Below are 19,697 nucleotides of genomic sequence, written 5' to 3' on the forward strand. Positions count from 1 at the left end.
ATAATGAAAAGGAGGCGATTCAGCTATTGCAGGGATAGGTAACAGGCGTTTTCAAAGGAGCCTTCCCCTAGTACCTTCCGGTCGTTTGCCAAAAAGTAAAAGCTGCCGGAAATCGTTTTCTTTTTAGTGTTGATTTTTTTGATGGTGATGCTGGAAGTATCTGTGGTAAGGTAGTCGTAATCTCCGAAGCTATTTTTCCAGGCGCCGACTACGAGCCCTCCTTTTTGCGGGCCTGTTCTGGAAAACAAGAATGTGTCCAGATGAATACTGTCGTTGGAAAGATCAGCATCATCTTCGAACCTGCTATCCTCTAGGTTGAGGATCACTTTAAAAGTATCAGATACCGCTTCTATGCTCAGGTACTTGGCGCCTCCATTACGGGAATGCTGTCTGAACAGTATGCTGCTGGTAAGGTTCATGGTTCTGGCCTTGTTTTGTATTGTGGTGGTCATATCCATATCGCTACAGCCCATGGTAGGGGTATCCACGGTGTTCTGGCAGGAGAGCAGTATTGAAAATAAACAGGAAACTGCTATAATACGCGGCAGCAGTTTCCCTGATAAGATGTAGTAATGTTTCATCATGTTGCGCTAGGTGTATAAAGTAACAGGATACTTACGTAAACGGATATACGCATAAAAGGGCAGCAAAAAGATTTATTAACAACACAAAGTTGGCAACAGGATTTAAAGCAACGGCTATTTTTCAATAGCGGCAATCACTTCGGCAGATTCAGGTTGGGTTTTGGGTGAAAAAACCGCTACCAGGTTCCCTTTTTCGTCCAGCAGGTATTTTTGGAAGTTCCAGGTTACTTCAGCTGGTTCCAGGTGCTTGGCCTTGCTTTGTTCCAGCAGCCACTTATACAGCGGGTGTATATCTGCGCCTTTTACAGAGATTTTGGCGGCCATTGGAAAGGTAACAGCATATTTTTTGGTGCAAAATTCCTGTATTTCCTTATTGCTGCCAGGTTCCTGGGAGCCGAAGTTGTTGGCAGGAAATCCTACAATCACCAGTTTGTCCTGGTATTTTTTGTACAGTTTTTCCAGTCCTTCGTATTGTGGCGTATTGCCACAAAGAGAGGCCGTATTTACAATGAGTACTTTTTTTCCTTTGAACTTGGAAAAGTCGATCTTTCCTCCGTCAACGGCATCTACCTTAAAATCATAGAGATGAGAGGCGGTAAAGAGCATAACAATAGAGAGAATTGCTAAACGGAACATATAATGATAGCTTTTTAAAGGATGATCAAAATTATCATTTGAGAAAGGCTTGCTTGTAAAGTTAATATTCCCCTTTGAAAAACAACCAAAAAAATCAGCAGCATAGCTGGCTGGAACTGTTTATTAAAAGTTGGCAGCATATGCCAGGCAGCAAACACTTACCTTGGCACCGGTTTTGAGTAAGGCATTGCAACAGGCTTCCGTAGTGGCGCCCGTGGTAATTACATCATCTATCAATAATACATGGGATCCGGCTGGGAAGTTGCCTGGTGTTTGGAAGGCCATTGCCACATTTTGCCACCGGGCAATACGTCCTTTTCTGGTTTGCGTGTCGGTATATTGTTGACGGTATAACGTGCTGGCACGTACGGGCCGCGGTATTACCTGCGCAATGCCCTGTGCCAGGAGGGTTGCCTGGTTATAGCCACGCCGTTGCTCCTTACGGGGAAACAAGGGTACCGGCGCCAGAAAATCGATGTCAGATATCCAGTCGATTTCCTGCAATTGGTACCCTACCTGTTTGCCAAGCCAGGTAGCAATATCCGGGCGCTGTTTGTATTTAAACCGGTGTATCAGTTGCTGTATGCCTGAGGATTGATGGTAATAGAAGGCTGCTGTGGCTTGCTGTATAACGGCTCTGCCATGAAAGATACGGGCTACCGGGTTGTTGGAATGCCGGTGAAAACCGGTTGCCGGCAGGGCTTCATAACACCGGATACATAATAATTCATCCGTTTGGTGCAAGTCTGTTCCACATAGCTCACAGCAATGCGGATAAAATAAATGAATGAGTGGGGAAAACAAACTGGTTAGCATGAAACAATGATTGGATTAGAACAATCGCTGATATACTTCCTCTACTCTTCCTACCGCGATAACTTCGATATGAAATTTACTGAAATCAATTCCTTTTTTATTATAACGGGAGATAAATATTTTCTCAAAGCCGAGTTTTTCTGCTTCGGCTATTCTTTGTTCAATGCGGTTAACTGCCCGTATTTCACCGCTTAGTCCCACCTCGCCTGAAAAACAGATCTTGGGAGATATAGCGTTATCTTCATACGATGATAACAAGGCGCAGAGTACGGCCAGGTCAATAGCAGGATCTTCTACCCGGATACCGCCGGCAATATTGAGGAAAACATCTTTTACGCCGAAATGGAATCCACCGCGTTTTTCCAGCACGGCCAGCAGCAATTGCAGTCTGCGCAAGTCAAAACCGGTTGCGGTACGTTGTGGGGTACCGTAAACGGATTGGGTGACCAACGCTTGTACTTCTACCAATAAAGGGCGCATGCCTTCCATCGTGGCGGCAATAGCTACTCCGCTGAGCAGGTCTTCCCGTTGTGAGATCAGTATTTCAGAAGGGTTGGTTACCTGGCGAAGGCCGGTGCCGGTCATTTCATAAATGCCCAGTTCCGCGGTAGAGCCAAACCTATTTTTGATAGTGCGTAATATCCGGTAGGCATAATGTTGGTCGCCTTCAAATTGCAATACTGTATCTACCATATGTTCCAATACTTTAGGGCCGGCAATGGAGCCATCTTTGGTGATGTGGCCAATAAGGAAAACAGGTATGTTACTTTCTTTTGCAAAGCGTTGCAGTTCAGCCGTAGTTTCCCGGATTTGTGATACGCTTCCTGGAGCAGATTCTATAAAAGGGGAATGCAGGGTTTGTATAGAATCTACAATTACCAGTTGAGGCTGCAGTTTTTTTATTTCCTGGAAAATAGTTTGCGTGGAGGTTTCCGTAAGTAGATAAAATTGTTCGTTGGTGTTACGGATGCGGTCTGCCCGCATTTTTATTTGTTGCTCGCTTTCTTCCCCGCTGATATAAAGTGTTTTGATATGCTTCAGTTGTAAAGCATTTTGGAGGAACAGTGTAGATTTTCCAATGCCAGGCTCTCCACCTACCAATACCAGTGAACCCGCTACTATGCCGCCTCCCAGCACACGGTTTAATTCATGGTCGGGAGTTAATATCCTTTCTTCTTCCCGGGTAACTACTTCCGCAAGATTGATTATTTTTTGTGTGCGTGCAGGGGTAGTATCGTTATTTTTCCAGTCTTGCTGTTTCAGCGGGAGGTCTTTTTGCACTCTTTCCTCTACAAACGTATTCCATTCTCCGCAGCTCGGACATTTTCCATTCCATTTGGCTGATTCATATCCACAGTTCTGACAGAAAAAAGCGGTTCTTATTTTACTCATAAATTTTATAAACAGGATGCGTACAAAGTAAATGGTTTTATGCTTAAGGGGGAGAGAAATGATAAAAATGAACGGGTAAATGTGGGTGGAAAGAGATAAAAAGAGAAAAGAGCCAAACGGAAGATTCCGTTGACTCTTTCTACTTACTAACCCATTAAATTCAGGTCTAAATTACAAAATGGCTTCAGAATAAAAAAGTTTATTTAATTGATGTGAATAACTTTTGAGTAAGGTGGCAGATCAAACAAAGTGGCTGCCATCGCTTGTTTCAGCGCTTGTTTTTGTTCAATATTACTTTCATTGGCCGTTCGTAAAATGTTGATAAATAGGGATGATGTTGATGATTTTTGTATATGAAAAAGGCGTAATGGGAATGGTTTTTCTAAATGACAAACAGGCGCTTTTTAAAGCTTGGAAATACTTTTGCAGACAAAGTGGCAGTGTTAAATTTATATTTTGTACTTGGCGGGCAGTGTTGTCAGAGAAGTGCTAAATGAGACTTAAAATAGGTGGACTGGTGAGGTATTTGCGTTCTTTGGCTACATAATCTTGTAAAACTATGACACCAGGCATCCTTTTTTTATCACTTTTATTTGTGGGGATCAGTATGCTTGTAAGCTATATACTTACAAGCAAATTTGAGGCTTTTAGCAAAATACCAACTTCATCCGGTTTTACCGGTAAAGAGATCGCAGAAAAGATGCTGCGCGACAACCAGATTTATGACGTGCAGGTTACAACTGCTGATGGCTTTTTGTCTGATCACTACAATCCTGCCAACAAAACGGTTAATCTTAGTCCGGACGTATATAATGGCGCCAATGTAGCGGCGGCGGCTGTGGCAGCCCACGAATGCGGCCATGCGGTACAGCATGCCAAGGCTTACCCTTGGCTGGGGCTCAGGTCGAGGTTGGTGCCCGCTGTGCAGTTCTCCTCCAGTATTGTTTCCTGGGTGCTGCTGGGTGGTATCTTATTGATCCACACTTTTCCTCAGCTCTTGTTGGGCGGTATTATCCTTTTCGGTATTACTACTGTGTTCTCCCTGATCACTTTACCTGTAGAATTCGATGCTTCCCGCCGGGCTCTGGCTTGGTTGGATAGTAGCCGGGTAATGCAGCCTGCAGAACACGACAAAGCAAAAAATGCCCTCTGGTGGGCAGCAATGACCTATGTAGTAGCCGCTCTGGCTTCCTTGGCCACCCTCTTCCAATATATAATGATATATTTAGGCGGTAACCGTAGAAACTAACAGATAAGCAGGTTAATTAAAATAATTTATCATATAACACCCCCTTTTCGCCGATGCGGGAAGGGGTTTTTAATGCCAGGATATGATAAAAAAATTAGTTATCAACCCTTTATGATTACGCTGTTAATAACTTTCATCCAAATTTTTTATTGATAATCAATTAATTGCAAAGGTGCTATGTAAAAAAGTCGTCGAAATGTATGGTTATTTAGATTGGGCTGTGTACCTTTGCACTCCTCATAAGAGGAATTGTTTACAAGACGTAATTTTTTATCGTATACAACAATGAATACATTAAGTTTCAAAACTAAATCAGCTAACGACGCTTACGTAAAGCGCGATTGGCATATAGTAGATGCTACTAACCTGACGCTCGGAAGAGTTGCTGCTAAGATGGCTGCTATCTTAAGAGGTAAAAATAAGCCTTACTATACTCCTCATACTGATTGCGGCGATTATATCATCGTGATCAATGCTGAAAAAATTGTGCTGAGCGGCAACAAAATGCAGGAGAAAGAATACATGCACTACACAGGCTATCCTGGAGGTCAGAGAATCGAGTTGGCTAAGGATTTGATCCGTCGCCGTCCTGAAGTGATGATCGAAAAGGCTGTAAAAGGTATGCTGCCTAAGAACCGCCTGGGCCGTGCGATGTACAAAAAATTATTTGTATATGCTGGTGCTGAACATCCTCATGCTGCGCAGAAACCACAACCTTTAACTTTCTAATTTTTCTCTGATACATGGAAAAGCAAAAAAATACAATAGGTCGTCGTAAAGAAGCTGTTGCCCGCGTTTATATCAGCAAAGGCACCGGTAACATTACAGTTAACGACAAAGACTATAAAAACTACTTTTCTCTGATCTACCTGCAAAACCAGGTAGAGCTGCCTTTCAAAACTATCGAAGCACTGGATAAATTTGATGTGAAAGTGAATGCACAGGGCGGTGGTATCAAAGGTCAGGCAGAAGCCATTAAGCTGGGTATTGCCCGTGCTTTGTGCGAAGTGAACATTGAGTTCCGTCCTGCACTGAAGGCTGCTGGCTTGCTGAAACGTGATCCGAGAGGTGTTGAACGTAAGAAACCAGGTAAAGCGAAAGCAAGAAGAAGCTTCCAGTTCTCTAAACGCTAATATTTTTGAGCTATTGGCTTTGCGCCTCGGTCTTATCACCGGATGCTGTTAACAGCTAATCATTATTTGATCCTTTTAATTGAGTAATATAAACATGGAAAATAATACCTCATTGCAGCAGCAGTTACTGGAGGCAGGTGTTCACTTCGGCCACCTGAAGAAAAAGTGGAATCCTAAGATGCTGCCTTATATTTTCGCAGAAAAGAAAGGTATTCATATCATCGATCTGAATAAAACCGTAGAAGGATTGCAGGAAGCAGCAGCTGCCCTGAAATCTATCGCTAAGAGCGGTAAAAAGATCATGTTCGTTGCTACTAAAAAGCAAGCGAAAGAAATCGTAGCAGATGCTGCGCGTAACATCAACATGCCTTTCGTTACTGAAAGGTGGTTAGGTGGTATGCTCACCAACTTCTCTACCATCCGTAAGAGTGTGAAGAAAATGCAGAGCATTGAAAAAATGCTGCAGGATGGTACTTTCGATAACATCACTAAGAAAGAACGTCTCACTTTAAGCCGCGATAAAGAGAAAATGGAAAAAGTGCTGGGTGGTATCGCTCAACTGGCACGTGTTCCTGCTGCACTGTTCATGGTAGATATCAGCCACGAGCACATCGCATTGGCAGAAGCTAAGCGTTTGGGTATCACTACTTTCGGTATGGTGGATACTAACTCCGATCCTACTAAGGTAGATTTCGCTATCCCAGCCAACGACGATGCTACTAAATCTATCGCGATCGTTACCAGTTACATCTGCGCAGCTATCGCTGAAGGTCTGTCTGAAAGAGCTACAGAGAAATCTGAAGAGGTAGAAGAGGAAGAAGAAGCAGACGATAAGGCACGCAAATTTGAAGTTGAAGGTGGTGAAGACCGTGAAAGAGGCCGTAAATCTGGCGGCGGTGGTCGTGGCCCAGGCGGTCCTGGCGGCAGTGCTAACAACCGTGGTGGCGGTGGCCGTGGCCCAGGTGGTCCCGGTGGCGCTAACCGTGGTGGAAGCGGCGGTGGAAACCGTGGCGGTGGCGCACCAGGCGGTCAACGTCGTACCTCCGGTGCTGGTGGCAGTGGTCCAAGAAAACCAGGTGGCGGAAGATAATATAATACAATAATAATATTAAGCTTTTAGCTATTAGCCTTTAGCTGTTAATACCAACTGGTATTAACAGCTAAAGGCTAATAGCTAAAAATTAGGTTAATAAATTTTACAACAAAAAATTATTTATAGCTCATGGCAACAATTACAGCGGCTGATGTGAATAAACTTCGTCAGCAAACAGGTGCTGGTATGATGGATTGCAGAAAGGCACTGGTAGAAAGCGATGGTGATTTTGAAAAAGCAGTAGACTACCTGCGCAAAAAAGGTCAGAAAGTAGCTGCTTTACGCTCCGATCGCGAAACTAAAGAAGGTGTTATCATCGCTAAAACAGCAGCAGATGGTAAATCCGGTGTTATCGTAGGTCTGGGTTGCGAAACTGACTTCGTGGCTAAAAACGAAGACTTTGTCAAATTTGCACAGGCAATCGTTGACTTGGCACTGTCTAATGGTATCAAAACTGTTGAAGAGCTGAACGCTGCTCAACTGGATGGCGCTACCGTAGCTGATAAAGTAAATGATCAGGTAGCAAAAATCGGTGAAAAAATCACCCTCAATAAATTTGAATTTGTTGAAGCAGGTGGCGTTACTTCTTACATCCACGGTAACTACCGTATGGGCGTACTGGTAGCTTTCAGTAAACCAGTATCTGAAGAAGTAGGTAAAGATATCGCTATGCAGATCGCTGCAATGAGCCCAATTGCAGTAGATGCAGACAGCGTTCCTACAGAACTGATTGCTCGTGAAAAAGAAATCGCTGTTGAACAAGTGAAAGCAGAAGGTAAACCAGCTGATATGGCTGAAAAAATCGCTGCCGGTAAAGTGAATAAATTCTTCAAAGAAAGCACCTTGCTGCAACAGGCATTCGTAAAAGACAATAACAAGTCTGTAGCGGATTACCTGAAATCTGTAGATGCTGACTTGAAAGTATCTGGCTTTAAGCGGATCGCTTTAGGTTAATCACAACACATTTGAAAAAAGGAGAGAAATCGTTTCTCTCCTTTTTTTTGCGCATATCTAAATCATACACTTACCAGGACAGGCATCCTGCCGGAAAAATGCATTTTTCCACTCGTTTCCTCCTTTCTGTATTTAAGTTGTATATTAGAATACCGTAATCAGATTAAGAAATCACAATCTTACAATATTTTATAGCGTCATGTTGCCAAAGTATAAGCGTATTTTGCTCAAATTGAGCGGGGAGGCCCTCATGGGGGATGCAAATTATGGTATTGATCCGAAGGTGATAGCTCAGTATGCCTACGATATTAAAGCAGTAACCGACCTGGGTGTACAGGTAGCCATCGTTATCGGTGGCGGAAACATCTACCGGGGCATGAATGAAGCCGATACCGGTATAGAAAGAGCACAGGGAGACTATATGGGAATGTTGGCAACCGTGATAAACGGTATGGCCTTACAGAGCGGATTAGAGAAAGTAGGCCTTTATACCAGGTTGCAATCGGCTATTAAAATGGAACAGATCGCAGAACCTTATATACGCCGCCGCGCTATCCGCCACGTTGAAAAAGGCAGGGTGGTAATATTTGGCGGTGGTACCGGTAACCCTTACTTTACTACCGATACAGCCGCTTCTTTACGCGCTATAGAAATCCAGGCAGATGTTATCTTGAAAGGAACCCGTGTAGATGGTATCTATACTGCCGATCCAGAAAAAGACAAAACAGCTACCAGATATGAAACCATTACCTTCACCGAAGTATACCAGAAAAGTCTTAACGTGATGGATATGACCGCTTTTACCCTTTGCCAGGAAAATAAGCTGCCTATCATTGTGTTCGATATGAACCGTCAGGGTAACCTGCTGAACGTGATCATGGGAAAAAATGTAGGTACTTTGGTAAAAGGCTAAGCAACTAACCAAGGCTTGTAATTACTTATTAAATTATACAAAAAGAGGCTGCCTCCAACGTTTACAAAACGGAGGCAGCCTCTTTTGGCTATTGGCTAGTAGCTGTTTTTTACCATCCCTTTCATTGCTGTGAAGGGTACAAACAGGGTTACCTGACCTAAGGCATAAGGGCCAATTTCATAAGGCACATAGCTAAAGGCAATGCCTTTATTGGTAACAATGAAATTATCATTAGGTGGAATGCTTTTTACCAATAAATTCTGATCCAGCGCTTCTTCTTCACTCATATGGTATTTGTATTTAAACGCTTTGTCCAATAAAGCGCTCAATGCTTCTTTGTAACCCGGTTTAAAAATATCATCTGTTGTCAGTACTTTTTTCTTAGACAGGTCTAAGGTTTTGTAGGTGGCGCTCCAATTGCCATGTGCACCGCCGGTAAAGTCGTAGGCATACTTTTCAATCACGAGTAGCGGCCAGGTGTTGTACACTACCTTCATGTCATTGTCTGTAGTCCAATTCCAGGAGGTAGTACTGCTGGCATCACTAAATTCGCTGCTGTCGGCATCCTTGGCTGCTATCCGGTAGCTGAGTATAAAGGAATCAATTCCCCTTTTAAGGAACTGTTGTGGATTGTTCAGATGACTGTTACCGGTGATCTGCTCTATGAGGAATTGTGCTGTAGTGGAATCTACCAAGGAATCGGGCCATATAATGCTGTTAGAAACTGTTCCGATGGGTGATTTAGGATAGCCTGGCAGTAGCTGGGCAGAGTCTATGCCATAATATACTTTTAAGGGGATGGCATTTTTGAGGTCTGTATGGAATTCAAAATGATAGGAGGTACCATTGCCATGCCATACGCCTTTAAATATGCCATCATCCGACAGGTATCCGCTGAACAACCGGTCTTCCTGATTGTTGGTTTCTTCATAGAGATTCACCAGGCTGGAATCCAGTGTGCCCCATAAAGCAATCGGCTGCCCGGTGGAATCGTAGCAATAATAGCCACGAAACAGGTTGGGAGCCGTTTTCAGCAGTTGTATGGTGATATCCTTATCACCCAGTTTACCTTTTAACTGTGTATAGTATAGGGGAGTGGAAACCAATGGCACTATGATGTGGTCTGCGCTGATGCTGTGCTGTTTTTCATGGCCGAGATGGCAGGAAAACAACGTTATCGTTATCAGTAATGCCCATAATGAAAGTTTTTTCATAGTATGATTTATATCAGGTCTGCCAAAATTACTATTATCCTTCCATACCTTTGAAAACCTGTTTGAACCAATAAAATTATTTGACCATGTTGAACCAGAAAATAGCGGAACTAAGAAAGGATTATAGGCTGGCCTCCCTGGATGAAAGTGAAGTAGCTGCTTATCCCTTATTACAATTTGGTAAATGGTGGCAAGATGCGATTACCGGGGAAGTAGAAGAAGCTAATGCTATGACCCTGGCTACCAGTACACCAGACGGGCACCCATCTGCCCGTATTGTGTTGCTGAAAAGTTTTGATGAAGAAGGCTTCCTGTTTTTTACCAACTATGAAAGCCGTAAAGCACAAGAATTAGCATTAAATCCACATGTAACCCTGTTGTTTTTCTGGCGGGAACTGGAGAGGCAGGTACGTATAGAAGGCACTGTTTGTAAGGCTCCGGTAGCTGTTAGTAATGAGTATTATGATAGCCGTCCGTTAGAAAGCAGGATAGGGGCTATCGCTTCGCCCCAAAGCAAGGTGATTCCCGGCCGTTCTTTCCTGGAGGAACAGGTAGACCAGGTAAAAAAGGAATACAAGGGAAATGCCCCCCAAAGACCCAATTATTGGGGTGGATATATCGTGAAGCCACAAGTAATTGAATTTTGGCAAGGAAGAAGCAGCCGTTTACACGATCGCATACTGTATACATTAACCACAGAAGGCAGCTGGAAGATAGAGCGGTTAGCGCCGTAAAGCCGTTGATAGCTGCCCGGTATTTGGGGTACTGGCTTATCCGGGCTCATCACTTAGCTTTTGGCTCTTGGCTTTGATAAAGCGAAGAGCCAAAGGCTAAAGCGGTTTATGCTTTTGGAGCGTTCGCTTTCGCAGCAGCTTTCTTTCTGGTTTTCGCAGATCTTACTTTACCGAAAGAACCGCTGAAGATCTTACCTTTCTTGGTTTTGATATCTCCTCTACCCATAATAATTTGAAGTTTGTTGTTGGTTAATTATGATGTTATCAGGCTGCAAATCTACTGTAAATCGGTGAAATAGAATAGTGCCTAACCTTTGGTATAAAAAAAAGCAAGAAACATAATTGTTCCTTGCTTGAATAAGTTGTGCTAAACGATTAGAGCTTGTCGGATAAAGCTTTACCAGCTTTGAATTTAGCAACTTTCTTAGCCTTGATCTTGATGATCTGACCGGTTTGTGGGTTTCTACCGTTACGTGCAGCACGTTTGGAAACGGAGAAAGTACCGAAACCAACCAAAGTTACTTTACCACCTTTTTTCAGGGTATCAGCAACAGCTTTGGTGAAAGAATCCAGAGCTTCGTTAGCTTGGGTTTTGGTAATGCCTGCATCTTTAGCAAGCTTGTCGATTAATTCGGCTTTGTTCATAGTTAGTAAGATTTAACTAGTGAAAAAATGTTTGATGTGAGCAAATATAGCGCGTTTTATCAGATTACCAAATTTTTCACGACTTTTTTATAGAAAATTTTATCGGCTGAAAAACGCTACTGGTAACGGTTACAGCTGATTTGACATCTCCGTGCTAAAGCACTTAACTTTAGCAAGATTCTTTGAAACACTGTGCTGTAGCCGGTTTAATTGCCCTTTTACTATAAACGCAGCTTTGGATCAACTATTGTACCAAGGTCTGGAGGCCTTGAAAATAGTGGATTTCCTGTGGATAAGTTTAGTCAAGACCCCTTACTTATACTACCTCCATAACGGTACTAAAGGCAATGAAACGATCGCCGAAAACCTCGTAACCCCTTTGCCGGAGCGCTTGTTGGTACTGGTCCAGGAACGTTTGGTAGTGGGTTAATGACTCTGTAGTATATTGTACTGTATAAGTAGGACCTTCCTCCTCATCCTGTTCCAGTAAGCGGCTCATGCGGTAGTCGCTGAATAATCCGGTTGCCAGCATGGCAGGAATATGTTCTTCCCGCATCCATTGAAGCCATCTCAAATGCTCTTCTGTGGCTATTTTGGTAGTTACGTTGTATATGATCATATGCCTCGAAAAATTGAATGATGGATGGATGGCCCAGCCACTGGTTATGTTTGTTGTTGTTATACTAACGGTTACTCATGTATAATGTATTTCCAGGTGTTTAGGAAACGCCTGGAAATACTATGGCTTTGCTTTGTAAAGATGGGCTAATCAGGCCGTTAATTCCACAAATACCGGGCAATGGTCGGAATGCTTTACCTGCTGGTATATAGTTGCATGATGCAGCTTACTCTGGAGTGGAGAGGTAACGTTGATATAATCGATACGCCAGCCCTTGTTATTGTTCCTGGCATTGGCCCGGAAGCTCCACCAGCTATATTGGTGCGGATCAGTATTAAAGTGCCGGAAACTGTCTACAAATCCGCTTTCAAAGAAACGGTCCATCCAGGCCCTTTCTTCTGGTAAAAAGCCGGTAGAATGCTTATTGCTTACCGGATCATGTATATCGATCGGTTTATGACAGATGTTGTAGTCTCCGCATACTACCAGGTTAGGATGTGTTTTTTTCAGTTCCTGTAAGTAGACATAAAATTCATCAAGCCATTGGTACTTGTAGGTTTGGCGCAGCTCGCCACTGGTGCCAGAAGGGAAGTAAGTATTGATTAAGGTAATGTCTCCGAAATCGAGTCGTATAAACCGTCCTTCCTGGTCGCTTTGTGCATGGCCATTGCCATACTGTACAAAATCGGGCTTGATCCGGGTAAGCACGGCTACGCCACTATATCCTTTCTTTTGTGCCGGATACCAGTAATGGTCGTAGCCCAGTTTTTCAAATTGTTGAAAGTCGATGTTTTCTTTATGTGCTTTGATTTCTTGCAGGCAAATAATATCCGCGGGGTCTGTTTGTAACCATTCAGTGAAACCCTTAGTCATAGCGGATCTCAGGCCATTCACATTATAAGATATGATTCTCATTAACTATAGCTTTTGGCTGGCAGCTACTGGTATTTACTTATCAGCAGCTGCCGGCGCTTCATTAAATATCGTATTCCAGGTTAGGACGCAGCCATTGTTCTGTTTCCTCTATTGTCCAGCCTTTGCGGGCAGCATAGTCTATTACCTGGTCTTTTTCTATTTTACCCAGACCAAAATATTTGGCTTCCGGGTTGGCAAAATACCAACCGCTTACGCTGGAAGCCGGGTACATGGCCAGCGACTCTGTAAGGGTGATACCGGTATTTTCGGTGGCATTCAGCAGGTCGAACATTTTATATTTTTCGGTATGATCCGGGCAGGCAGGGTAGCCGGGAGCCGGACGTATACCTGCATAGGCTTCTTTGATGAGGTCTTCATTGCTCAGGTGTTCATCAGCGGCATACCCCCAGAATTCTTTGCGTACCCGTTCGTGCATTAGTTCTGCAAAGGCTTCCGCCAGCCTGTCGGCCAGTGCTTTCAGCATAATGCTGTTGTAGTCGTCGTGTTCTGCTTTGAATTTATCCAGCCATTTTTCGATACCAATACCAGTGGTTACTGCAAAGCCGCCTATGTAATCAGTTTTGCCGGAAGTGGCGGGAGCAATAAAGTCGGCAAGCGACAGGTTGGGTTGTCCGGGGGCTTTCTTTATCTGTTGACGTAAGAATTCCAGTTGTACTGGCGCTATATCAGCTTGCTCAGGCGTTACCATCACAGAGTCGGGTGCTACCCGGTTGGCTGGAAAGAGGCCGATTACTGCGTTAGCGGTTAACCATTTTTCTTCGATCACTTTTTTCAGTAGTTCCTGTGCGTCATGAAACAGGCGGGTAGCTTCCGTGCCTACTATTTCATCCGTCAGGATCTGGGGGAACTTGCCATGCAGTTCCCAGGCGATGAAGAATGGTTGCCAGTCGATATATTTTGCAATTTCTCCCAGGTCGTAATGATTAAATTGCTTTACGCCGGTTGTCCGGGGCTTTACTGGTATAAAAGCATCCCAGTTGATGGCCGTGATGTTTTCTTGTGCAGTGGCAATCGGGAGGAATTGCTTGGTTTGTTTCTTATTTTTAAACGCTTCGTTGAGCTTTAGGTATTCTTCCTGGATACCGGCAAGAAAATCCCGTTTAAGGGCTTTGTTGAGCAAGCTGCTGGTAACGGTTACGCTGCGGGAGGCATCCAGTACATGTACTACGCCATGTGCATATTCCTGCGCAATTTTAACGGCAGTATGCGTGCGGGATGTGGTGGCGCCACCAATGATCAGGGGGATATTGAAATCCTGTCTTTTCAGTTCGCGGGCTACGTGTACCATTTCATCGAGGCTAGGGGTGATCAGGCCACTGAGGCCAATAATATCCACTTTTTCCTGGCGGGCAGCCTGTAGTATTTTTTCAGCCGGTACCATCACGCCCAGGTCGATAATGTCGTAACCATTGCAGGCTAACACTACGCCCACAATGTTTTTACCAATATCGTGTACATCCCCTTTTACGGTAGCCAGCAAAATTTTACCGGCTGCTTTTATTTCTCCGCCTTGTTCAGCGTGTAAGCGCAGCTTTTCTTCTTCTATATAGGGAGTGAGAATGGCTACTGATTTTTTCATCACGCGGGCGCTCTTCACTACCTGCGGGAGGAACATTTTACCACTGCCAAACAAGTCGCCTACTATGTTCATGCCAGCCATCAGTGGGCCTTCAATTACATCCAGCGGCCGAGGGTATTTCTGGCGGGCTTCTTCCGTGTCTTCATCAATATATTCTGTGATACCATTTACCAGCGCGTGGCTCAACCGTTCTTCCACAGTGCGCTGGCGCCAGCTTTCATCTTTTTCTATTACTTTGCCTTTAGCCTTTACGGTATCCGCAAATTGTATCAGTCTTTCGGTAGCATCCTCTCTTCTATTCAGTATGGCATCCTCACAGAGTTCCCGGAGCTGTGGTTCAATATCGTCGTAGATCTGGAGCATACCTGCATTCACGATGCCCATATCCATACCGGCTTTAATGGCATGATAAAGGAATACAGAGTGCATGGCTTCACGTACGGTTTCATTTCCGCGGAAGGAGAAAGAAACGTTACTTACTCCGCCGCTTATTTTGGCGAGGGGCATGAGTTCCTTGATCCGGCGGGTGGCATTAATGAATTCCACCGCGTAGTTATTATGCTCTTCAATACCCGTAGCAATGGCAAAAATATTGGGATCGAAGATAATATCTTGCGGATCGTAGCCCACTACTTCAGTGAGTATTTTATAGGCACGGTGACTAAAATTCACCCTTTTATCTTCTGTGTCGGCCTGGCCGTATTCATCAAAAGCCATTACCACAACTGCGGCGCCATAGCTTTTGCAGATATGTGCTTGTTCAATGAATTTGGCTTCACCTTCTTTTAGGCTGATAGAGTTCACGATACATTTACCCTGCACGCATTTAAGCCCTGCTTCAATAACAGAAAACTTACTGGAATCTATCATGATGGGGATACGGGAAATATCCGGTTCGGCGGCCAGCAGGTTCAGGAAGGTAGACATGGCTACTTCTCCGTCCAGCAGGGCATCGTCCATGTTCACGTCCAGGATTTGTGCGCCGTTTTCCACCTGTTGGCGGGCAACAGACAGGGCTTCTTCGTATTGCCCTTCCCGTATGAGGCGGGCAAATTTCTTGGAGCCGGTTACGTTGGTACGTTCTCCTACGTTAAGGAAATTGGTTTCGGGTCTTACTACTAATGGTTCCAGACCGCTCAGCCGCATAAAGGGCCTGATCACCCTAGGCGTTTCACTGACAATGCTGGTAATATCATTGGTAGTAGCTATATTATTGGTAATGGTTTCGCTCATTGTTGCTGTTAGAGGTATTTAAATAGAAAGCCCGTCGTGGCAGGATTAAGCCAGTGTGTCGGCTAATACTGGTTTAAGACGTGGTTTGATATGTTTCACATGATCTGCAATATGTCTGATATGATCTGGTGTGGTACCACAGCATCCGCCTACAATGTTCACGAATCCTGAGTTGGCAAAATCTTCGATGATGCAGGCAGTATCTTCCGGTTCTTCATCATATTCCCCAAAGGCATTGGGCAGGCCCGCATTGGGGTAGCAGCTTACATAACAACTGGCAATATTGGAAAGCTCTTCTACATAAGGACGCATTTGCTGTCCGCCGAGTGCACAGTTGAGGCCAATGGAAAAGGGATTGGCGTGCATTACGGAAATGTAAAATGCTTCCAGTGTTTGTCCGCTCAGGGTTCTGCCGGAGGCATCCGTAATGGTGCCGGAAATCATGACCGGCAATTCAGGTTTGCCAATGGTCCGGAAGAACTTTTTGATAGCGTAAATGGCTGCTTTACAGTTTAGTGTATCAAAAATGGTTTCTATCAATAATATATCCACGCCGCCATCATATAAGCCCCGGATCTGTTCTTCGTAAGCTGCGGCTACTTCGTCGAAATAAACGGAGCGGAAGCCTGGATTGTTTACGTCTGGCGACAGCGACAAAGTTTTATTCATCGGTCCGATTGCGCCTGCTACAAAACGGGGCTTTTCCGGATTGCGGGCAGTATATTCGGCAGTTGCCTTTTTAGCGATTTTTGCCGCCGCTACGTTTAACTCATAGGCCAGTTCCTGCATGTTGTAGTCGGCCATGGCTATAGAGGTGCTGCTGAACGTGTTGGTTTCAATAATATCTGCGCCGGCTTCCAGGTATTCTTTGTGGATGGCTTCAATGATATGTGGCTGTGTAAGATTAAGGAGATCGTTGTTGCCTTTAAGATCGCTGGGATAGTTAGCAAAGCGGGCGCCCCTGTAGTCAGCTTCCTGGAGTTGATATCGTTGAATCATGGTGCCCATGGCACCATCAATGATAAGTATGCGCTCTTGGGCGCAGTCTTGTAAAGATTTCATGTTGTTTCAGGTGTTTATTAGTTACGGTTTTGAAAAGACACGGGGTCGAACAATAAACAAATCCACCCCCGTAAAAGTCCCACAAATATAACCTTTTCCCAGGTATTTTATTGTTTTATGCACAAAGACAGGGCATTTAGAGGGGTCTATATAATGAGTAAAAAATATAGATTTTGATTATATTGTTAAATTTAATTTGGAATAAGTCTATAAAGTCTACTATATTTGTAGGGTAATAGAAGGTATCATGCAACAAAATGAGAGAAATAGAATGAATTACCCGGTTATGGCCACCCACCAGCCCTCCGTTTACTTTTTATGTAATTGCTGTTGCAATTAACAGCTTCTTCATTAGTTCTTCTCAATTCTTTATTACAATAAAATAATTATGTCAGTCATGACTATATCAGAGCATATCCACACCCTGCATCAGCATTTGGCTAGTTTGGGTTTACAACCAGTACCCCAGGAAAATAATGAACACCAGCCCGAAGTTTTCAAGGTATGTTTCCTGAATAAGTATGAAATGCAACGGTGGAGAGAGTTGCAGGAACAAAAGGTAAAAGAATCAATAACTAACCATACAACATTTCCAGACCGTTTAAACAAAGACGTTGTCTGAACATTTTTCATAACGTGGAATTACAGGTTAAACGAAGACGGGTGCTGTTGAGCACCCGTATTTATTTAGTCTATAGGCTTATCGTTACTTACTAATGTAGCTTTCCAGGGGCAACCGGTTGCTGATGGAGCGGGCCAACGTCATTTCGTCGGCATATTCCAGTTCTCCGCCAAAAGCGATGCCGCGGGCTATTGTTGTAATTTTTACGGGAAACTCCTTTAACCTTTTAGAGAGATAGTAAATAGTGGTATCCCCTTCAATGGTAGGGCTTACCGCCATAATTACTTCTTCCACGCCGTGGCGCTGTACCCTTTCTACCAGGGAGGGGATATTCAGTTGTTCGGGTCCAATGCCATCGATAGGAGAGATGATGCCGCCCAGCACATGGTATAAGCCGTTGAATTGTTGTGTATTCTCTATGGCCATTACATCCCGGATGCTTTCTACTACGCATACCAGCTGCTTTTGCCGGGAGTGGTTGCTACAAATACTGCAGATGGTTGCATCAGATACATTATGGCATACCTGGCAGAATTGTATCTGCTCCCGCATACGTGCTATCACATCGCCAAACTGCGCTACCTGGGTTGGCTCCTGCTTTAGCAGGTGCAGTACCAGGCGCAGGGCCGTTTTTTTTCCGATCCCCGGCAGTTTTGCAAACTCATTTACCGCGTTCTCTATCAGTGCAGAAGAAAATACCATGTCGCAAAGTTAGGAATATTACAGCGGAGGCTATAGTAAAGCTTCCGCTGTAGGTGGTGGTGTTATATATTTATTTTCTTGGGTACCGTCCAGAAAGCTTTTAGATTTACTTTTTCTATAACAATCACCCGTTCAGGCTGTTTCTGAGGCTGAACGAAGTATTGTCCCCGGTCCCATTTTCCATTGCCGTTCGCATCCAGCAGTAATCTTATTTCATAATCGCCAGGAGTAATATAGCGTTGGCTCCATTTGCCGTTTACAATGGTGCCGGAATACTTAACGGTTTTATCCTGAACAAGTTGCACTACATAATGCATGGCCGTATCATTAATGGCGTCGCGGGTGCTATCGCTGATATTCAGTTCTGTAACCGTAAAAATAGCGTAGTCGCTTTTCTTTTTGGTGGTAAAACGGATTGTATCTGCTTTGGCCAGTTGTTGGCCCGCGGTATCTGTGGGCGCATCTTTAGGGATAATGAACCGGTAGGGGGTGCCCTCTTGCCAGGTATATCCAATGTCTAGTTTGGTACGGGTAGAATCCATCGTGCTGGTAAAGGTAACTGGCGTATAGGTGCTATCTTCCTCCAGCCGGGTCCGGGCGCTGTCCAGGTTCCGGAGTGGCAGTGAAAAAGTGAGTTTCAGCGGCGCCGGTAATTCTTGCATACCATTTTCCAGCGTAGCGGTGATGGTTAGCTTGGGCAGCTTCTGTTTTTTCTTATCTTTTTCTTTATCCTTTTCTTCTTCTTCCAGCTGTTGTTGCAGTAGCTCTGTAGAATCTACAGGCTCCTCCGGGGCTTTGATGGTGCTGTCGTTTTCCATAAACAGCATCATATTTACATCCCGTACATTGCGGTCTTTTAGTACCAATGGCGAATCCACGAAGGCAATCAGCTCTGTGGGCTGGTTATATTGGAGGTCCCTGTCTTCCTCTTTCAGGGCGAACACCTTATAGGTGCCGGAGGCAATATTCTTAAACCGGAAGGAGCCATCCCCTTTGGTTTTTGTGTAATACACCGGTTTTTCTTTTGTTACGATAGAGTCGTTCAGGTCCCGGTACAGCATTACCGCTACGTTACTGTCTACTTTCCCGGTTTCTGCATCTACCAGGTGGCCGGATACCTGGAGGCTATCCAGGTAGTCGCCGGTAGATACCACATATTGGAAATCCTGCGCAATATTGTGTTCATTGATATCGCGAACGGCATCTCCCATGTTGAAGGTATAGGTAGTATTGGGCTGCAGGGTATCCTTTATTTCGAGGGTAATGGTATGCAGTTTAGACGTCACCAGGGGAGTGCGCTTCATGGTGGGCGATACAATCAGTTTATCGTTGATATTATCCAGCTCTACATATTCATCGAATATAAAGATGACCTTTTTACTATGAAAATGGAGGCTGGAATCGCCAGGTGTAACCTGTAGTAATACCGGTGGTAAACTGTCTCTCGGACCACCGCTGGGCGGTACAATGTTGGCGCATCGCGTAAATGAAACGGAAATGATAATAAACATCAGCCAGAAAACCCAGCTCCTGAAAAATTGATTCATATAACGAAGATAAAGCAGAAAGCACAATACAGAA

21 protein-coding genes are annotated in these 19,697 nt (G+C 44.3%); 8 read left to right on the forward strand and 13 right to left on the reverse strand.

Annotated features, from left to right (window positions below; translation table 11 throughout):
• Nucleotides 1–23: 23 nt before the first annotated feature.
• From ACDQ55_RS04265 to radA, 4 genes are all read right to left on the reverse strand, one after another.
• Nucleotides 24–584: a hypothetical protein gene (locus ACDQ55_RS04265; protein ID WP_420979900.1), complete on the reverse strand. Its 561-nt coding sequence runs from the start codon at nucleotides 582–584 to the stop codon at nucleotides 24–26.
• A 114-nt stretch (nucleotides 585–698) separates the two neighbouring features.
• Nucleotides 699–1,220 carry a glutathione peroxidase gene (locus tag ACDQ55_RS04270; protein WP_420979902.1) on the reverse strand — a complete coding sequence of 174 codons (522 nt, stop codon included), beginning with the start codon at nucleotides 1,218–1,220 and terminating at the stop codon, nucleotides 699–701.
• Nucleotides 1,221–1,343: 123 nt separating this feature from the next.
• Nucleotides 1,344–2,036, reverse strand: a complete 693-nt coding sequence (locus ACDQ55_RS04275; RefSeq protein WP_420979903.1) for a ComF family protein — start codon at nucleotides 2,034–2,036, stop codon at nucleotides 1,344–1,346.
• Nucleotides 2,037–2,051: 15 nt separating this feature from the next.
• The gene (gene radA / locus ACDQ55_RS04280; RefSeq protein ID WP_420979905.1) at nucleotides 2,052–3,428 is read right to left on the reverse strand and encodes a DNA repair protein RadA; all 1,377 of its coding nucleotides are present in this window, start codon (nucleotides 3,426–3,428) and stop codon (nucleotides 2,052–2,054) included.
• Nucleotides 3,429–3,987: 559 nt separating this feature from the next.
• Between radA and ACDQ55_RS04285 the strand changes: the two genes are divergently transcribed.
• The 6 genes from ACDQ55_RS04285 to pyrH all read left to right on the forward strand — a co-directional run bounded on the left by ACDQ55_RS04285 (nucleotide 3,988) and on the right by pyrH (nucleotide 8,770).
• Nucleotides 3,988–4,677, forward strand: coding sequence for a zinc metallopeptidase (locus tag ACDQ55_RS04285; protein ID WP_420979906.1), 690 nt, complete (start codon nucleotides 3,988–3,990; stop codon nucleotides 4,675–4,677).
• 285 nt (nucleotides 4,678–4,962) lie between these two features.
• Nucleotides 4,963–5,406 (forward strand): 50S ribosomal protein L13, encoded by a 444-nt coding sequence (gene rplM / locus ACDQ55_RS04290; RefSeq protein ID WP_420979907.1) that lies wholly within the window; start codon nucleotides 4,963–4,965, stop codon nucleotides 5,404–5,406.
• Nucleotides 5,407–5,420: 14 nt separating this feature from the next.
• Entirely contained in the window at nucleotides 5,421–5,810 is a 390-nt protein-coding gene (rpsI, locus tag ACDQ55_RS04295) for a 30S ribosomal protein S9 (RefSeq protein ID WP_420979909.1), read from the forward strand.
• Nucleotides 5,811–5,904: 94 nt separating this feature from the next.
• Nucleotides 5,905–6,900, forward strand: coding sequence for a 30S ribosomal protein S2 (gene rpsB / locus ACDQ55_RS04300; RefSeq protein ID WP_420979910.1), 996 nt, complete (start codon nucleotides 5,905–5,907; stop codon nucleotides 6,898–6,900).
• 132 nt (nucleotides 6,901–7,032) lie between these two features.
• Nucleotides 7,033–7,857 (forward strand): translation elongation factor Ts, encoded by an 825-nt coding sequence (tsf, locus tag ACDQ55_RS04305; protein WP_420979911.1) that lies wholly within the window; start codon nucleotides 7,033–7,035, stop codon nucleotides 7,855–7,857.
• Between the two features lie 199 nt (nucleotides 7,858–8,056).
• Complete coding sequence (pyrH, locus tag ACDQ55_RS04310; RefSeq protein WP_420979912.1) at nucleotides 8,057–8,770, forward strand: UMP kinase; 714 nt, start codon at nucleotides 8,057–8,059, stop codon at nucleotides 8,768–8,770.
• A gap of 95 nt (nucleotides 8,771–8,865) precedes the next feature.
• Here pyrH and ACDQ55_RS04315 read toward each other — a convergent pair whose 3' ends face one another.
• A complete protein-coding gene (locus ACDQ55_RS04315; RefSeq protein WP_420979913.1) occupies nucleotides 8,866–9,984 on the reverse strand; it encodes a DUF3298 domain-containing protein in 1,119 nt (372 codons plus the stop codon).
• A gap of 86 nt (nucleotides 9,985–10,070) precedes the next feature.
• On the opposite strand from ACDQ55_RS04315, the gene pdxH reads away from it, so the two are divergent.
• On the forward strand, nucleotides 10,071–10,718 hold the full coding sequence (pdxH, locus tag ACDQ55_RS04320) for a pyridoxamine 5'-phosphate oxidase (protein ID WP_420979914.1): 648 nt from the start codon (nucleotides 10,071–10,073) through the stop codon (nucleotides 10,716–10,718).
• 106 nt (nucleotides 10,719–10,824) lie between these two features.
• Here the strand turns inward: pdxH and ACDQ55_RS04325 are convergent, their stop codons facing one another.
• The 6 genes from ACDQ55_RS04325 to ACDQ55_RS04350 form a co-directional block, all read right to left on the reverse strand.
• Nucleotides 10,825–10,944 (reverse strand): 30S ribosomal protein THX, encoded by a 120-nt coding sequence (locus ACDQ55_RS04325; RefSeq protein ID WP_420979915.1) that lies wholly within the window; start codon nucleotides 10,942–10,944, stop codon nucleotides 10,825–10,827.
• Nucleotides 10,945–11,093: 149 nt separating this feature from the next.
• Nucleotides 11,094–11,363 carry an HU family DNA-binding protein gene (locus ACDQ55_RS04330; protein ID WP_012788562.1) on the reverse strand — a complete coding sequence of 90 codons (270 nt, stop codon included), beginning with the start codon at nucleotides 11,361–11,363 and terminating at the stop codon, nucleotides 11,094–11,096.
• A gap of 316 nt (nucleotides 11,364–11,679) precedes the next feature.
• Nucleotides 11,680–11,982 (reverse strand): DUF4286 family protein, encoded by a 303-nt coding sequence (locus ACDQ55_RS04335; RefSeq protein WP_420979916.1) that lies wholly within the window; start codon nucleotides 11,980–11,982, stop codon nucleotides 11,680–11,682.
• Nucleotides 11,983–12,132: 150 nt separating this feature from the next.
• A complete protein-coding gene (locus ACDQ55_RS04340; protein WP_420979917.1) occupies nucleotides 12,133–12,897 on the reverse strand; it encodes an exodeoxyribonuclease III in 765 nt (254 codons plus the stop codon).
• Nucleotides 12,898–12,958: 61 nt separating this feature from the next.
• Nucleotides 12,959–15,730, reverse strand: a complete 2,772-nt coding sequence (gene metH / locus ACDQ55_RS04345) for a methionine synthase (protein ID WP_420979918.1) — start codon at nucleotides 15,728–15,730, stop codon at nucleotides 12,959–12,961.
• Between the two features lie 45 nt (nucleotides 15,731–15,775).
• Nucleotides 15,776–16,792, reverse strand: coding sequence for a homocysteine S-methyltransferase family protein (locus tag ACDQ55_RS04350; RefSeq protein ID WP_420979919.1), 1,017 nt, complete (start codon nucleotides 16,790–16,792; stop codon nucleotides 15,776–15,778).
• A 397-nt stretch (nucleotides 16,793–17,189) separates the two neighbouring features.
• On the opposite strand from ACDQ55_RS04350, the gene ACDQ55_RS04355 reads away from it, so the two are divergent.
• Nucleotides 17,190–17,414, forward strand: coding sequence for a hypothetical protein (locus tag ACDQ55_RS04355; protein ID WP_420979921.1), 225 nt, complete (start codon nucleotides 17,190–17,192; stop codon nucleotides 17,412–17,414).
• 84 nt (nucleotides 17,415–17,498) lie between these two features.
• Here ACDQ55_RS04355 and recR read toward each other — a convergent pair whose 3' ends face one another.
• Complete coding sequence (recR, locus tag ACDQ55_RS04360; protein WP_420979923.1) at nucleotides 17,499–18,116, reverse strand: recombination mediator RecR; 618 nt, start codon at nucleotides 18,114–18,116, stop codon at nucleotides 17,499–17,501.
• A 62-nt stretch (nucleotides 18,117–18,178) separates the two neighbouring features.
• Complete coding sequence (locus ACDQ55_RS04365) at nucleotides 18,179–19,663, reverse strand: Ig-like domain-containing protein (RefSeq protein ID WP_420979924.1); 1,485 nt, start codon at nucleotides 19,661–19,663, stop codon at nucleotides 18,179–18,181.
• Nucleotides 19,664–19,697 lie beyond the last annotated feature (34 nt).

The sequence above is a fragment of the Chitinophaga sp. 30R24 genome (assembly GCF_049056765.1).
Lineage (GTDB): Bacteria > Bacteroidota > Bacteroidia > Chitinophagales > Chitinophagaceae > Chitinophaga.

Excerpts from the sequence above, each read along its gene's own strand:
- pdxH (WP_420979914.1), top strand. The coding sequence starts at position 10,071 with ATGTTGAACCAGAAAATAGCGGAACTAAGAAAGGATTATAGGCTGGCC.
- radA (WP_420979905.1), bottom strand. The coding sequence starts at position 3,428 with ATGAGTAAAATAAGAACCGCTTTTTTCTGTCAGAACTGTGGATATGAA.
- rpsI (WP_420979909.1), top strand. The coding sequence starts at position 5,421 with ATGGAAAAGCAAAAAAATACAATAGGTCGTCGTAAAGAAGCTGTTGCC.
- ACDQ55_RS04365 (WP_420979924.1), bottom strand. The coding sequence starts at position 19,663 with ATGAATCAATTTTTCAGGAGCTGGGTTTTCTGGCTGATGTTTATTATC.
- rplM (WP_420979907.1), top strand. The coding sequence starts at position 4,963 with ATGAATACATTAAGTTTCAAAACTAAATCAGCTAACGACGCTTACGTA.
- ACDQ55_RS04350 (WP_420979919.1), bottom strand. The coding sequence starts at position 16,792 with ATGAAATCTTTACAAGACTGCGCCCAAGAGCGCATACTTATCATTGAT.
- ACDQ55_RS04355 (WP_420979921.1), top strand. The coding sequence starts at position 17,190 with ATGACTATATCAGAGCATATCCACACCCTGCATCAGCATTTGGCTAGT.
- recR (WP_420979923.1), bottom strand. The coding sequence starts at position 18,116 with ATGGTATTTTCTTCTGCACTGATAGAGAACGCGGTAAATGAGTTTGCA.
- ACDQ55_RS04285 (WP_420979906.1), top strand. The coding sequence starts at position 3,988 with ATGACACCAGGCATCCTTTTTTTATCACTTTTATTTGTGGGGATCAGT.
- tsf (WP_420979911.1), top strand. The coding sequence starts at position 7,033 with ATGGCAACAATTACAGCGGCTGATGTGAATAAACTTCGTCAGCAAACA.
- ACDQ55_RS04325 (WP_420979915.1), bottom strand. The coding sequence starts at position 10,944 with ATGGGTAGAGGAGATATCAAAACCAAGAAAGGTAAGATCTTCAGCGGT.
- ACDQ55_RS04340 (WP_420979917.1), bottom strand. The coding sequence starts at position 12,897 with ATGAGAATCATATCTTATAATGTGAATGGCCTGAGATCCGCTATGACT.
- ACDQ55_RS04315 (WP_420979913.1), bottom strand. The coding sequence starts at position 9,984 with ATGAAAAAACTTTCATTATGGGCATTACTGATAACGATAACGTTGTTT.
- pyrH (WP_420979912.1), top strand. The coding sequence starts at position 8,057 with ATGTTGCCAAAGTATAAGCGTATTTTGCTCAAATTGAGCGGGGAGGCC.
- rpsB (WP_420979910.1), top strand. The coding sequence starts at position 5,905 with ATGGAAAATAATACCTCATTGCAGCAGCAGTTACTGGAGGCAGGTGTT.
- ACDQ55_RS04270 (WP_420979902.1), bottom strand. The coding sequence starts at position 1,220 with ATGTTCCGTTTAGCAATTCTCTCTATTGTTATGCTCTTTACCGCCTCT.
- ACDQ55_RS04330 (WP_012788562.1), bottom strand. The coding sequence starts at position 11,363 with ATGAACAAAGCCGAATTAATCGACAAGCTTGCTAAAGATGCAGGCATT.
- ACDQ55_RS04335 (WP_420979916.1), bottom strand. The coding sequence starts at position 11,982 with ATGATCATATACAACGTAACTACCAAAATAGCCACAGAAGAGCATTTG.
- ACDQ55_RS04275 (WP_420979903.1), bottom strand. The coding sequence starts at position 2,036 with ATGCTAACCAGTTTGTTTTCCCCACTCATTCATTTATTTTATCCGCAT.
- metH (WP_420979918.1), bottom strand. The coding sequence starts at position 15,730 with ATGAGCGAAACCATTACCAATAATATAGCTACTACCAATGATATTACC.
- ACDQ55_RS04265 (WP_420979900.1), bottom strand. The coding sequence starts at position 584 with ATGATGAAACATTACTACATCTTATCAGGGAAACTGCTGCCGCGTATT.